Genomic DNA, 13,975 nt, shown 5'->3' on the forward strand with positions numbered 1-13,975 from the left:
GTGCCATGCACACCATCGGCCGCAAGTCGGACGAGGAAGGCCCGGTCTGTCGACTCGGATGCTACCGCGCCCGCGACGGGAGCGACGGCGCGACCGTCGGCCTCGACGTGAACCGTCCGCACGCGGCCGCCGTCGTCGGCAAGCGCGGCAGCGGGAAGTCCCACACGCTCGGCGTCATGGCCGAAGGACTGGCACGCGCTGCGGGCGTCGCGCCGGTCGTCATCGACCCGATGGGCGTCTTCTGTGGCCTCACCGAGTCGCCGATAGACGCGACGGTTCACGACTCGCCGCGCGTCCGCGCCGACGCGCTCCCGCCGAGCGCGTGGCCGGAGCTGCTCGGTCTCGACCCGACCGCGCCCGCGGGGTCGCTCGTCTGGCGACTCGCGGCCGAGGAAGACTCGCTGGTGGCGATGCGCGGGGCGGTCGACGACGACGACGCCGCCCCCGAAACGCGCAGAGCCGCGGCGAACCACCTCGCGTTGGCCGACTCGTGGGACGTGTTTCACCCCGAGGGGCTCGACCCGCGGTCGCTCTGCGGCCCCGACCCCGACGTGCTCGACCTCTCGGGACTGGAGGCGACCCCCGCGAGCGCCGTGGTTCGCGTCGTCGCCCGCGGCCTCTACGACGCCCGCGTCGCGGGCTCGGTTTCCCGAATCCCGTGGCTCCTTCTCGACGAGGCCCACGCGTTCGTCGGCGGGCTCGCAGACCCCGCGCTTCGAACGCTTCTCACGCGCGGACGAGCCCCCGGCGTCGGCGTCGTCCTCGCGACCCAACGCCCCTCGGCGCTCCCCGAGGTCGCCGTCTCGCAGGCCGACCTCCGGGTCGTCCACCGACTCACCGCCGGCCCCGACGTGTCAGCGATGGCCGCCGCCGACCCGACGTACTTCGACGAGTCGCTCCGCGTTCGACTCCCGCGGGAACGCGGCTGTGCGCTCGTCGTTGACGACACTACGGAGACCGTCCACGACGTTCGGGTTCGCCCCCGCGAGACGCCCGACGGCGGCGCGACGCCGCGGGCGGTTTCCGAGTCTGGCAGTTCCGAAACCATAGAGTAGCCTCCCCGGAGAACTGCCGTATGGACCGCTCGGAACTGGCGTTGGTCGCCCTCGGCGGGTTCGCCGGCGCGACGCTTCGCTACGCCGTCTCCGTCGCGATTCCCGGCGCGGGCGGCACGCTCGCGGTGAACGTCTTCGGGAGCTTCGCCCTCGGGACGTTCGTCACGTCGGTCTCCTCCCGCCGGGCGCAGCTGTTCTTCGGAACCGGGCTGCTCTCGTCGCTCACGACGTACAGCACGTTCGCCGTCCAGACCGCGTCGCTGTCGCCGGTGGGCGGCGCGCTCAACGTCGGCGCGAACTACGCGCTCGGCTTCGCCGCCGCCGCGCTCGGCCTCGCGTTCGGAGGACGGCGATGAGTCTCTCGCTTCTCTCGGCCGTCCTCGTCGGCGTCGGCGGGATGGCCGGCGCGGTTTCCCGACACACTGTCGACCAGCGAGTCGTCGGCAAGTGGAGCACCGTCACGGTGAACGTTCTCGGGAGCGTCGCGCTGGGATTCATCGCCACCGCGCCCGTGGGCGACGCGGCCGCGACCCTCGCCGGAACCGGCTTCTGCGGGGCCTTTACGACCTTTTCGTCGTTCGCGGTCGGCGTCGCGGAACTCGCAGAGGCGGGCGACTACGGCACGGCGGCTCGGTACGCGTTCGGGACGCTCGTGGCGGCGTTGGTCGGGGTTGCGATTGGAGGGGCGATGGGCGGGTTGGTTGCCTGAATGCGGAGCGCGGCGCTCGCTGGGTAATTCGTCGAAACGTACGCCCGAGGCGGGAGTTCACCGAACAGCGTGAGGTGAACTCAGGAACTCCCGTGAGTGAACGACGTGAACGAACGGGTGTGACGGGATTTGAACCTCGGTCGCGTTGCTCACTCCGTTCGCGTCGCTCCCTGGTTCAAATCCCTCTGTCTGGCGGTTACAGCACGTAGGGGTCGCGACGCGACAAGACGCGTCGCTTGGCTTGTAACGTTCGGAAAAGCGCCCGAGGCGGGATTTGAACCGTGCCGACTCGCTCGTTTTCACTCGCTCGTCGTCGGGTTCAATCCCTTTTGGGTATTTACGAGAATTACGTTCGCGCCGAGACGAGACTCGGCGCTCAGTGAGTAATTCATCGAAAAGTACGCCCGAGGCGGGATTTGAACCCGCGTCACGACCGTGACAGGGTCGTATGATGGGCCACTACACCACCCGGGCTTACTGAAGTGAGTTTGCGGTACGGAGAGCGCCCGAGGCGGGATTTGAACCCGCGTCACGACCGTGACAGGGTCGTATGATGGGCCACTACACCACCCGGGCCCTCCGTCTGCACTCATTCGTAGCCGAGGTTTATAGATAAGACTTACCATCTGGGTTGCCCTTGGCCCGCGGTACCGCGATTCTCGCCCCGAAGACATTTATATCGCGACACCCCATGCCAACGTGTGACGATTCGCGCATCTCCGGTGCGTGACTGCCGATAGCGTCGCCTTTCTCCGACGCAGTTGGCAAGGGTTAAATGGGTGCGTCCCAAAATCAGCCGTAGTATCCCGTGACAGCTTCTTCCAGCACCCAGCAGCACCATACATGGTAGACGTAAGCCAACACAAACTGGTTCCGGAACACACGAAACTCGACGACGAGGCCGTCGAGGACGTGTTACAGGAGTACAACGTCGAGAAGACGAATCTCCCGAAGATCAAGCTGAAGGACCCGGCGCTCCCCGAGGACGCAGAGCCCGGCGACGTCATCAAGATCGTTCGGAACTCTCGAACGACAGACAAAGCAGTCGTATATCGACTGGTGATTGAATGAACCGACAAGCGCGACGCGAGGTCTCTCGCAAGTACTTCTCCGAAGAACGGCTCGCTGAACACCACTTCCGCTCGTTTAACGCGTTCCTCGAACGCGGCATGATGGACGTCGTCGAGGAGAAGGCGACCATCGAAACGGACATCGGCGACAAGGAGGGCGAGGAACCCGTCTACGTCGAACTCGGTGGCGTCCGCGTGGAGACGCCCCGCGTCCGCGAGGCCGACGGCTCCGAGGAACTCCTCTTCCCGCAGGAAGCGCGCCTGCGCAACATCACCTACTCCGCCCCCGTGTTCATGGAGATGTCCATCGTCCGCGGCGGCGAGGAAGAAGAGGAGGTCGTCGTCGACACCGCCGAGACGAAGGTCGGCCGGATGCCCATCATGGTCGGCTCCTCGAAGTGTAACATCGCGGAGCTCTCCGACGAGGACCTCGTCGAAATCGGCGAGGACCCCGTCGACCCCGGCGGCTACTTCATCGTCAACGGCTCCGAGCGCGTGCTCATGACCTCGGAGGACCTGGCGCCGAACAAGATTCTCGCCGAGTACGACACGAAGTACGGCGACGAGATTCAGGTCGCGAAGACGTTCAGCCAGCGCCGCGGCTACCGCGCGCTCGTGCTCTGCGAACGCAACCGCGAGGGGCTCCTCGAAGTCTCGTTCCCGTCCGTCTCCGGGAGCGTCAACTTCGTGACGCTCGTCCGCGCGCTCGGTCTCGAATCCGACGAGGAAATCGTCCACCGCGTCTCCGACGACCCGGAGATTGTGAAGTTCATGCTCGAAAACCTCGAGGAGGCCGAAGTGCAGACCCAAGAGCAGGCCATCGAGGCGCTCGGCAAGCGCGTCGCCGGCGGCCAGGGCAAGAACTACCAGCTCAAGCGCGCCAACTACGTCATCGACCGCTACCTGCTTCCGCACCTCCACGAGGAGGGCGCGGAAGAAGAGGAAGTGCGCATGAACAAGGCGTACTACCTCTGTCGCATGGCCGAGGCGTGTTTCGAACTCGCGCTCCAGCGCCGCGATTCCGACGACAAGGACCACTACGCCAACAAGCGCCTGAAGGTCTCCGGCGACCTCATGAAGGACCTCTTCCGGACGGCGCTCAACAAGCTGGCTCGCGACGTGAAGTACCAGCTCGAACGCGCTAACATGCGGAACCGGAACCTGACGGTCAACACCGTCGTCCGGTCCGACGTGCTCACCGAGCGGCTCGAACACCCCATCGCGACGGGCAACTGGGTCGGCGGCCGCTCCGGCGTCTCCCAGCTCGTCGACCGCACCGACTACATGGGTGTGCTGTCGCACCTGCGTCGCCTTCGCAGTCCGCTGTCACGGTCGCAGCCGCACTTCGAGGCGCGCGACCTGCACGCGACCCAGTGGGGTCGCATCTGTCCCTCCGAGACCCCCGAGGGACCGAACTGTGGGCTGGTGAAGAACTTCGCGCAGGCGATGGAGCTCTCCCAGAACGTCGAAGACGAACAGTCGCTGAAACGAGAACTCGCGTCGATGGGTGTCGAGGGTATCCCCGGCATCGACAGCGTCGACGCCGCACCCGCGGACGACTAACATGGCTCAGGCACAGCGAGAAGCGAAAGTATACGTCAACGGTAGTCTCGTCGGGACCCACCCGGACCCCAACCAACTCGCGGCACAGATTCGAGAGGCGCGTCGCCGCGGCGACGTGAGCCAGATGGTGAACGTCTCCGTCAAAGAGCGCACCCGCGAAGTCATCATCAACGCCGACGCGGGCCGCGCCCGCCGTCCGCTCATCGTCGTCGAAGACGGCGAGCCGCTCCTCGACGACGACCACGTCGAGGCGCTCGACAACGACGAACTCGACTTCGACGACCTCGTCGAGCGCGGGCTCGTCGAGTTCATCGACGCCGAGGAGGAAGAAGACATCTACGTCGCGGTCGACGAGGACGAACTCAACGAGGACCACACGCACCTCGAAATCGACCCGCAGCTCATCTTCGGCATCGGTGCCGGGATGATTCCGTACCCGGAGCACAACGCCTCGCCCCGCATTACGATGGGGGCAGGGATGATGAAGCAGTCGCTGGGGCTGCCCGCGGCGAACTACCGCATCCGCCCGGACACCCGCCAGCACCTCATGCACTACCCGCAGCTCTCGATGGTCAAAACGCAGACCACGGAGCAGATCGGGTTCGACGAGCGACCCGCGGCCCAGAACTTCGTCGTGGCCGTCATGTCCTACGAGGGCTTCAACATCGAGGACGCGCTCGTCATGAACAAAGGCTCGGTCGAACGCGCCCTCGCCCGCTCGCACTTCTTCCGCACCTACGAGGGCGAAGAGCGCCGCTACCCCGGCGGTCAGGAAGACCGCTTCGAGATTCCGTCGCAGGACGTGCGCGGCGCGCGCGGTGAAGACGCGTACTCGCACCTCGACGAGGACGGCCTCGTCAACCCCGAGACGGTCGTCGACGAGAACTCCGTGCTGCTCGGCAAGACCTCGCCGCCGCGGTTCCTCGAAGAGCCCGACGACATGGCGGGGCTCTCGCCGCAGAAGCGCCGCGAGACCTCCGTCACGATGCGCTCGGGCGAATCCGGCGTCGTGGACACGGTCACGCTCATGGAGGGCGAAGACGGCTCGAAGCTCGCCAAGGTGTCCGTCCGCGACCAGCGCGTTCCGGAACTCGGCGACAAGTTCGCGTCCCGGCACGGACAGAAGGGTGTCGTGGGCCACTTGGCTCCCCAGGAGGACATGCCCTTCACCGCCGACGGCGTCGTGCCCGACCTCGTGCTCAACCCGCACGCCCTGCCGTCGCGCATGACGGTCGGCCACGTGCTGGAGATGCTCGGCGGCAAGGTCGGCGCGCTCGAAGGCCGCCGCGTCGACGGCACCGCGTTCCAGGGCGAAAACGAAGAGGAGCTCCGCTCGGCGCTCGAAGAGCGCGGGTTCATGTCCTCCGGCAAGGAGGTCATGTACTCCGGCGTCACCGGCGAGAAGATCGAGGCCGAAATCTTCGTCGGCATCATCTTCTACCACAAGCTGTACCACATGGTGAGCAACAAGCTGCACGCCCGCTCGCGCGGTCCCGTGCAGGTGCTCACCCGCCAGCCGACGGAGGGTCGCGCCCGCGAGGGTGGCCTCCGTCTCGGGGAGATGGAGCGCGACACCGTCATCGGCCACGGTGCCGCGATGGTGCTCCAGGAGCGCCTGCTCGACTCCTCCGACAAGGAGAAGGTCTACATCTCCGCCGACACCGGCATGGTCGCCGTCGAGGACCGCGACCAGCGCCGCATCTACGACCCGGTCACCGGCGACGAGGACAACATCCACGAAATCGAGATCAGCTACGCGTTCAAGCTGCTTCTCGACGAGATGGTCGCGCTCGGCGTCCGCCCGCGAATCGAACTGAAGGACGCGGTCTAACCACTCATGTCAATGCAGACACCCAAAGAAATCGGCAGCATCCAGTTCGGGTTGATGGACCCGGAGACGTACCGAGACATGTCCGCGACGAAGGTCATCACCGCGGACACTTACGACGACGACGGCTACCCAATCGACATGGGTCTCATGGACCCGCGGCTGGGCGTCATCGACCCTGGGCTGCAATGCCGCACCTGCGGCCAGCACTCCGGGTCGTGCAACGGGCACTTCGGCCACATCGAACTGGCCGCGCCCGTCATCCACGTCGGCTTCACGAAGCTCATCCGCCGCCTGCTCCGCTCGACGTGTCGGGAGTGCGGTCGCCTCTCGCTGACGGACGAGGAAGCAGACGAGTACCGCGACAAGCTCGGTCGCACGAAGGAACTCGGCGACGACTGGAGCGACGTGATGAAGTCGGCGGTCCGGCAGGCCCGCAAGGCCAACCGCTGTCCTCACTGCGGCTCGCCGCAGCACGACATCAAACACGAGAAGCCGACGACCTACTACGAGGTCCAGAACGTGCTCGCCGGGGACTACTCCGAGCGCATCGCCGAAGCGATGCAGCCCGACCCCGACGACGAGGACGACGAGGGCGTCGACCCCGTCACCCTCGCCAACGAGACCGGTCTCGACGCCGAGCGCGTCAATCAGGTGCTCGCCGGCGAGTTCCGCCCGGTCGGCGACGACCGCAAGGCGCTCGAAAAGGCGCTCGACCTCGACCTCACCGAAGAGGACATGAACAAGCTGATGCCCTCGGACATCCGCGACTGGTTCGAGGACATCCCGGACGAGGACCTCGTCACGCTCGGCATCGACCCCGACCGGTCGCGCCCCGAGTGGATGATTCTGACCGTCCTCCCCGTCCCGCCGGTCACGGCGCGTCCCTCGATTACGCTGGACAACGGCCAGCGCTCCGAGGACGACCTGACCCACAAACTCGTGGACATCATCCGCATCAACCAGCGTTTCATGGAGAACCGCGAGGCGGGTGCGCCGCAGCTGATTATCGAGGACCTCTGGGAACTGCTCCAGTACCACGTCACCACGTTCATCGACAACGAGATTTCGGGCACGCCGCCGGCGCGTCACCGCTCCGGCCGCCCGCTGAAGACGCTCAGCCAGCGCCTGAAGGGCAAGGAGGGTCGCTTCCGCGGCTCCCTGTCCGGGAAGCGCGTCAACTTCTCGGCGCGTACCGTCATCTCGCCGGACCCGACGCTCTCGCTCAACGAGGTCGGCGTCCCGGACCGCGTCGCGTCCGAGATGACCCAGACGATGAACGTCACCGAGCGCAACATCGACGAGGCTCGCCAGTACGTCCGTAACGGCCCCGAGAGCCACCCCGGCGCGAACTACGTCCGCCGTCCGGACGGCCGCCGTCTGAAGGTGACCGAGAAGAACTGCGAGGAACTCGCGGAGAAAGTCGAACTCGGCTGGGAGGTCAACCGCCACCTCGTCGACGGCGACATCGTCATCTTCAACCGACAGCCGTCGCTGCACCGGATGTCCATCATGGCGCACGAAGTCGTCGTGATGCCGTACAAGACGTTCCGTCTGAACACGGTCGTCTGTCCGCCGTACAACGCCGACTTCGACGGCGACGAGATGAACATGCACGCCCTCCAGAACGAGGAGGCCCGTGCCGAGGCGCGCGTTCTCATGCGCGTCCAAGAGCAGATTCTCTCGCCGCGCTTCGGAGAGAACATCATCGGCGCGATTCAGGACCACATCTCGGGCACCTACCTGCTCACCCACGACAACCCCGAGTTCGTCGAGACGCAGGCGCTCGACCTGCTCCGCGCGACGCGCGTGGACACGCTCCCCGAGCCCGCGGGCGAAAACGAGGACGGGCAGGCCTACTGGACCGGCCAGCAGATCTTCTCGGAACTCCTGCCGGACGACCTGAACATGGAGTTCACCTCGAAGGTCGGCGACACGGTCACCATCGAAGACGGCCAGCTCATTCAGGGCACCATCGACGAGGACGCCGTCGGCGCGTTCGGCGGCGAAATCGTCGACGCCCTCGCGAAGGACTACTCGAAGACGCGCTCGCGCATCTTCATCAACGAGATTGCCTCGCTCGCGATGCGCGCCATCATGCACTTCGGGCTGTCTATCGGTATCGACGACGAGTCCATCCCGGACGAGGCGACGGCGCAGGTCGACGAGGCCATCGACGCCGCCTACGACAAGATTCAGGAGCTCATCGAAATCTACGAGGCGGGCGAGCTCGAATCGCTGCCGGGTCGCTCCGTCGACGAGACGCTGGAGATGAAGATTATGCAGCGCCTCGGCAAGGCGCGCGACTCCGCCGGCGAAATCGCGGAGGACCACTTCGAGGAGGACAACCCCGCGGTCGTGATGTCGAAATCCGGCGCGCGTGCGTCCATGCTCAACCTGACCCAGATGGCCGGCTGTGTCGGCCAGCAGGCGGTTCGGGGCGAGCGCATCAACCGCGGCTACGAGGGCCGCACCCTGAGCCACTACCAGAAAGGCGACCTCTCGGCGGAAGCACACGGCTTCGTCGAGAACTCCTACCGCGCCGGCCTCACGCCGCGTGAGTTCTTCTTCCACGCGATGGGTGGTCGCGAAGGGCTGGTCGACACGGCAGTTCGGACCTCGAAGTCCGGCTACCTGCAGCGCCGGCTCATCAACGCCCTCTCCGAGCTCGAAGCGCAGTACGACGGCTCCGTCCGCGACACGTCGGGGACCATCGTCCAGTTCGAGTTCGGTGAGGACGGCACGAGCCCGGTGAAGGTCTCGTCCGACGAAGAGATGCCCATCGACGTCGAGAACATCGCCGACCGCATCCTCACCTCGGAGTTCAGCTCCAACGAGGAGAAGGAACGCTTCCTCGGCGAGCGCGAACCGCCGACCAACCTCTCCGAGCACGCCGAACCGCGTGTCGACGCCCGTGCGGGGGTCGAATCCGATGACTGAACACGACGCAACCGCCGACTACGAGTTCGTCGACGACGCCATCGTCGACGTCGTCGAGTCCAAAGAGCTGTCTCGACGCCTGAAGGACCGCATCTACCAGACCATCGAAGAGCGCGAGGGCGTCACCCTCGACCAGGCCGGCGAAATCGCGCAGGCCGTCGAGGCGCGCTACCTCGACACCCGCGTCGACCCGCTCGACCCCGTCGGGACGGTGTCGGCGCAGTCCATCGGTGAGCCTGGGACGCAGATGACGATGAACACGTTCCACTACGCGGGCGTCGCCGAAATCGACGTCACGCAGGGGCTGCCGCGGCTCATCGAGCTGGTGGACGCGCGGAAGACCCCCGACACGCCGATGATGACGGTGTACCTCGAAGACGAGTACGCGAACAACCGCGAACTCGCCCACCAGGTCGTCTGGAACATCGAGTCCACGAAGATTCTGGCGCTCGGCGACATCTCGACCAACGTCGCCGACATGGTCGTGCAGGTAAACCTCAACGACGAGACGCTCCTCGAACGCTGGCCGACGTACGACGACGAGGGCGTCGTCGCGAGCGAGATCGCCGAGACCATCGAGGACGCGCTCGGCATCAAGACCCGACGCGAGGGGACGCTCATCGAGTTCGGCCCCGAGAGCCCGAGCTACCGCCGGCTCCTCCAACTCGTCGAGGAGCTGCGCGACATCGTGTTCAAGGGCATCGAGGAGGTCTCCCGCGTCGTCATCCGGAAGGAGAACAACGAGGACACCGACGAAGAGGAGTTCGTCCTCTACACCGAGGGCTCGGCGTTCGGCGACGCGCTCGCCATCGAGGGCGTCGACGCCTCCCGGACCACCTCGAACAACATCCACGAGGTGCACAAGCAGCTCGGTATCGAGGCCGCCCGCGAAGCCATCATCGACGAGACGATGAACACGCTGCGCGAGCAGGGCCTCGACGACGTGAACATCCGCCACCTGATGCTCGTCGCGGACATCATGACGAACGACGGGACCATCGAGTCCATCGGCCGTCACGGTATCTCCGGGTCGAAGGACTCCGTCCTCGCCCGCGCCGCGTTCGAGGTCACGGTCAACCACCTGCTCGACGCCGCCATCCACGGCGAGGAAGACGACCTCGACGGCGTCATCGAGAACGTCATCGTCGGCAAGCCGATTGCTATCGGCACCGGCGACGTGGACCTCCGCATGGGCTCGCTCGACGTCGAGGACGCGGACGCCAACGCGGCACCCGAACCGTCCGACGACTGACGATGAAAGTTACGCTGTCGGATACGGCCCGGCGCTTCATCGCCCTCTTCGAGGAGGAGACGGAGGCGACCGCCCACGACTGTCTCGTCTTCGACGACCGGGTCGTCTTCCTCGTCGCCGCGGGCGACATGGCGACGGCCATCGGTCCGGGCGGACGGACCGTCCAGTCGGTCGAACGCCAACTCGGCCGGACAGTCGAACTGGTCGAGGACGCCGACACGCCCGAGGCGTTCGTCGCGAGCGCGCTCGCGCCGGCGGCCGTCCGACACGTAACGCTCTCGCGGCAGAACGACACCGTCGCGTACGTCGAGGTCGCCGAAGCCGACCGCGGCGTCGCCATCGGCGCGAGCGGGAAGACCATCGACACCGCCCGCGAGTTGGCGCGTCGCCACTACGACATCGACGACATCCAGTTGACGTAACGCGGCGGCCGCCTCGACCACACGTTTTTGTCCCCACCGAACGGCGAGCTACGCATGTCGTCGACACGACCGTCGGTCGGGGTCGCCGCCGGGCAACTCGACCCGACGCAGTTCTCGGAGTACGAGGAGCTCGCGAGCGCGACCGCGGGGTTCGCCGCCGCGGCGGTCGCGGTCTATCTCGTCGGCCGGCTGCTGTTGGTCCCCGGCGTGACGCGACTCGTCAGCGCCCGGAACCGGAACAACCCGACGTTGCAGTCGGCGACGGAGACCTACGCGCACGCCTTCGTCATCGCGCTCGCGACGCTTGCGGGCGTCGTCGGCGCGGGCTACGCCTCGGTGCTCACGGACACGGCGCTCATCGTCGCGGCGCTCACGCTCGTCGTCGGCGTCGCCGGACAGGAGGTCATCGGCGCGCTCATCAGCGGGCTCTTTCTCGTTGCCGACCCGGACTTCAACGTCGGCGACTGGATATCGTGGCCGGGCGGCGAGGGCGTCGTCGAGGCGGTCGACTTCCGGGTCACGCGCGTGCGGACGGTGAACAACGAGACCATCTCCGTGCCGAACACGGAGCTCACGACGAACGCCCTCACCCGCCCGTACGGCCGAGAGCGCTACCGAATCACCGAACGCGTCGATATCGCGTACGCCGACGACGCGGAACTGGCGCTCCGCGAACTCGTCGAGACGGCGCGGGAGGACGACCGCGTGCTGGACGACCCGGAGCCGACCGCGCGCATCGTCGAGTTCGCCGGGAGTTCGGTCGGGCTCCAGACGGAGTTCTGGGTCGAATCACCGATGGACGTGAGCCTCGTGGACGTTCGCTCACAGTACCGACGGCGCGTCAAGCGACGGTTCGACGAGGAGGGGCTGACGCTCGGGCCGGCGTCGGGACGGGAGGTCAGCGGTCGCCTCGACGTGGACCTCGTCGGCGAGCGCGACGGCGAGTGAGCCGCCCGCGAGACCGAAACCTTCCGGTGTGGCGGTCGTTCGCATGCGTGGGTGAAACGACACCATCTCCGGGCGGTTTAGTCCCTCTTCGACGCGGAGGTGCCGTCGTTCGAATCTACGAAACGACCTCAGATGCCTCCTTAGGGGTCGCTAATCGCTCCTGAAGCCGTCTCGTCGGATTCGAAAAGGGAGGCTTAAGTAGCTCCATCTGGAACTGTTGTTCACTATGGCGAACGGCAAATACGCCGCGCGCAAGCTCAAGCAGGACCGGCAGAAGCGCCGCTGGTCCGACTCTGAGTACGCGCGCCGTGAGCGCGGTCTCGGCAAGAAGTCCGACCCGCTCGAGGGTGCCCCGCAGGGTCGCGGCATCGTCCTCGAGAAGGTCGGTATCGAAGCAAAGCAGCCGAACTCGGCGATTCGGAAATGCGTCCGTGTTCAGCTCATCAAGAACGGAAAGCAGGTCACCGCCTTCTGTCCCGGTGACGGCGCGATTTCGTTCATCGACGAGCACGACGAAGTCACCATCGCCGGTATCGGCGGCGCGAAGGGTCGCGCGATGGGCGACCTTTCGGGCGTCAACTACAAGGTCGAGAAGGTCAACGGCGTCTCGATGATCGAACTCGTCCGCGGGAACGCTGAAAAGCCGGTGCGCTAACAATGTCGGAAAGCGACGCACCCGAACCCGAGTCCCCCGCGAGCAGCGAGGAAGCGAAAGAGAACGCGCTTCTGTTCGGCGTCTGGGACGTCTCCGAGATGGAGTACACCGACCCCAGCATGAGCCGGTACATCAAGGCGACGCCCATCGCCCACACGATGGGTCGTCACGCCTCGAAGCAGTTCCAGAAGTCCGAGATCAGCATCGTCGAGCGGCTCATCAACCGCCTGATGCAGACCGAGGACAACACGGGACACAAGCAGAAGACGAGCAAAATCGTCAAGGACGCGTTCGAAATCGTCAACGAGCGCACCGAGGAGAACCCCGTGCAGGTGCTCATCCGCGCGGTCGAGAACGCCGGTCCCCGCGAGGAGACCGTCCGCCTCAAGTACGGCGGCATCTCGGTCCCGCAGGCCGTCGACGTCGCCCCGCAGCGCCGCGTCGACGAGGCGCTGAAGTTCATCGCGCAGGGTACCCTCAGCGGTTCCTACAAGTCCACGACCACCGCCGCCGAGGCGCTCGCACAGCAGCTCGTCGGCGCGGCCGACTACGACGTCCAGACGTACGCCATCTCCCAGAAAGAGGAGAAAGAGCGCGTCGCCGAAGCGGCCCGGTAATCTCTCCACTCTCTTTCGTTTTTCACCGCGGCGAGTGACGACGCCGTACGGCGGGGTCGCTTGTTCGTTCGCCGCTTTCTCGCAGTCGTCGCGCGGCGTTCAGTCGGCCGCCACTCCGGGGTTGACGACGTAGTTTTTCACCACGTCCACGAGCGTCCGGCGGTACTCGCTTTTCGAGGGGTCGGCGGCGAGCGTCCGGAACCGCTCTTTGAACGTGTCGAGCGACACCGACGGCGCGTCGTCGGCCGCGGCGTGCGCGAGGTCGTACAGCCGGTGGTCCGGTTCGACGAGGTCGTGCCGTTCCACGAGCGCGAGGGCGAACGCGGCGTTCACGGCCGTGATGTCGGGGTCCGACCCTGCGGTGACGAGTCGGGAGCCCGGCCGCGCGGGCGACTGCGGTCGGTCAGCGAGCGCCGCGGCCAGTTGCGATTCGAGGAACTGGACGAGTTTGTCCGCGGGCGCGACAGACAGCGTCAGGTCGTCGGCGTAGATGTCCTTGCAGTGGTTGGCAATCTGATAGCAGTGCGCGAGCTTTCGGCGCTCGACGGTCCGGCCCGCGAGCGCGAGAAAGACCGCCTCGCGCGTCGACTGATAGTGCGAGACGTGACCCTCCTCGTTTCGGGCCATGTGCGAGAGCTCGTGGAGCGCGAGCTCGCGGGCCATCGCGCTGGTGGCGGCCTGCCGGGAGATGTTGAGGACGTGACGGTCCTGATAGTGGCCGGCCCACGTTCGGGAGTCGGGGTCGTCCCGCACGCGCACGAACACGGGGTACGAAAGCTCGAACTCGGTTTCGAACAGGTCGGCGGCGCTCAAGAACGGGTCTGCCGGCGCGCCCCCGACGACTCGGAGGTCCATTCAAGTTGAGGAATGTTATCAACCAACATGACTCTTGCGCCGAGCGCGGCGACGAGATTCG

At 66.2% G+C, this 13,975-nt stretch carries 13 protein-coding genes and 2 tRNA genes; 12 read left to right on the forward strand and 3 right to left on the reverse strand.

All coding sequences use genetic code 11. The features are described 5' to 3' along the window. The first annotated feature begins 5 nt into the window (after window positions 1-5). From ACSR87_RS09290 to ACSR87_RS09300, 3 genes are read left to right on the forward strand one after another with little or no spacing between them, the layout of a single operon-like run. A complete protein-coding gene (locus ACSR87_RS09290; RefSeq protein ID WP_498530272.1) occupies window positions 6-1,055 on the forward strand; it encodes an ATP-binding protein in 1,050 nt (349 codons plus the stop codon). Window positions 1,056-1,075: 20 nt separating this feature from the next. Next, a complete protein-coding gene (locus ACSR87_RS09295) occupies window positions 1,076-1,411 on the forward strand; it encodes a CrcB family protein (protein ID WP_498530273.1) in 336 nt (111 codons plus the stop codon). Next, window positions 1,408-1,764, forward strand: coding sequence for a fluoride efflux transporter FluC (locus ACSR87_RS09300; protein ID WP_498530274.1), 357 nt, complete (start codon window positions 1,408-1,410; stop codon window positions 1,762-1,764). Before ACSR87_RS09295 ends, ACSR87_RS09300 begins: the two co-directional genes overlap by 4 nt. Window positions 1,765-2,165: 401 nt before the next feature. Here the strand turns inward: ACSR87_RS09300 and ACSR87_RS09305 are convergent. Together ACSR87_RS09305 and ACSR87_RS09310 are read right to left on the reverse strand one after the other, a co-directional pair. Continuing rightward, window positions 2,166-2,238 (reverse strand) — tRNA-Asp (locus ACSR87_RS09305). 29 nt (window positions 2,239-2,267) lie between these two features. Further along, window positions 2,268-2,340, reverse strand: a tRNA-Asp gene (locus ACSR87_RS09310). Between the two features lie 267 nt (window positions 2,341-2,607). Between ACSR87_RS09310 and ACSR87_RS09315 the strand changes: the two genes are divergently transcribed. The 9 genes from ACSR87_RS09315 to ACSR87_RS09355 all read left to right on the forward strand — a co-directional run bounded on the left by ACSR87_RS09315 (window position 2,608) and on the right by ACSR87_RS09355 (window position 13,059). Further along, on the forward strand, window positions 2,608-2,835 hold the full coding sequence (locus ACSR87_RS09315; protein WP_004044577.1) for a DNA-directed RNA polymerase subunit H: 228 nt from the start codon (window positions 2,608-2,610) through the stop codon (window positions 2,833-2,835). Next, window positions 2,832-4,397, forward strand: coding sequence for a DNA-directed RNA polymerase subunit B'' (locus ACSR87_RS09320; RefSeq protein WP_004044576.1), 1,566 nt, complete (start codon window positions 2,832-2,834; stop codon window positions 4,395-4,397). Before ACSR87_RS09315 ends, ACSR87_RS09320 begins: the two co-directional genes overlap by 4 nt. A gap of 1 nt (window position 4,398) precedes the next feature. Next, complete coding sequence (rpoB, locus tag ACSR87_RS09325) at window positions 4,399-6,228, forward strand: DNA-directed RNA polymerase subunit B (protein ID WP_004044575.1); 1,830 nt, start codon at window positions 4,399-4,401, stop codon at window positions 6,226-6,228. Window positions 6,229-6,240: 12 nt separating this feature from the next. Next, on the forward strand, window positions 6,241-9,165 hold the full coding sequence (locus ACSR87_RS09330) for a DNA-directed RNA polymerase subunit A' (RefSeq protein WP_498531054.1): 2,925 nt from the start codon (window positions 6,241-6,243) through the stop codon (window positions 9,163-9,165). Continuing rightward, window positions 9,158-10,417, forward strand: a complete 1,260-nt coding sequence (rpoA2, locus tag ACSR87_RS09335) for a DNA-directed RNA polymerase subunit A'' (protein ID WP_498530275.1) — start codon at window positions 9,158-9,160, stop codon at window positions 10,415-10,417. Before ACSR87_RS09330 ends, rpoA2 begins: the two co-directional genes overlap by 8 nt. 2 nt (window positions 10,418-10,419) lie before the next feature. Next, complete coding sequence (locus ACSR87_RS09340; RefSeq protein WP_004044572.1) at window positions 10,420-10,839, forward strand: NusA-like transcription termination signal-binding factor; 420 nt, start codon at window positions 10,420-10,422, stop codon at window positions 10,837-10,839. A 54-nt stretch (window positions 10,840-10,893) separates the two neighbouring features. Further along, window positions 10,894-11,787, forward strand: coding sequence for a mechanosensitive ion channel family protein (locus tag ACSR87_RS09345; RefSeq protein ID WP_498530276.1), 894 nt, complete (start codon window positions 10,894-10,896; stop codon window positions 11,785-11,787). Between the two features lie 226 nt (window positions 11,788-12,013). Then, entirely contained in the window at window positions 12,014-12,442 is a 429-nt protein-coding gene (locus ACSR87_RS09350) for a 30S ribosomal protein S12 (RefSeq protein WP_004044570.1), read from the forward strand. A 2-nt stretch (window positions 12,443-12,444) separates the two neighbouring features. Further along, the gene (locus ACSR87_RS09355) at window positions 12,445-13,059 is read left to right on the forward strand and encodes a 30S ribosomal protein S7 (RefSeq protein WP_498530277.1); all 615 of its coding nucleotides are present in this window, start codon (window positions 12,445-12,447) and stop codon (window positions 13,057-13,059) included. Between the two features lie 99 nt (window positions 13,060-13,158). Here the strand turns inward: ACSR87_RS09355 and ACSR87_RS09360 are convergent, their stop codons facing one another. After that, on the reverse strand, window positions 13,159-13,914 hold the full coding sequence (locus ACSR87_RS09360; protein ID WP_498530278.1) for a DUF5781 family protein: 756 nt from the start codon (window positions 13,912-13,914) through the stop codon (window positions 13,159-13,161). Window positions 13,915-13,975: the final 61 nt, after the last annotated feature.

The organism is Haloferax sp. SDI50 (assembly GCF_059802635.1).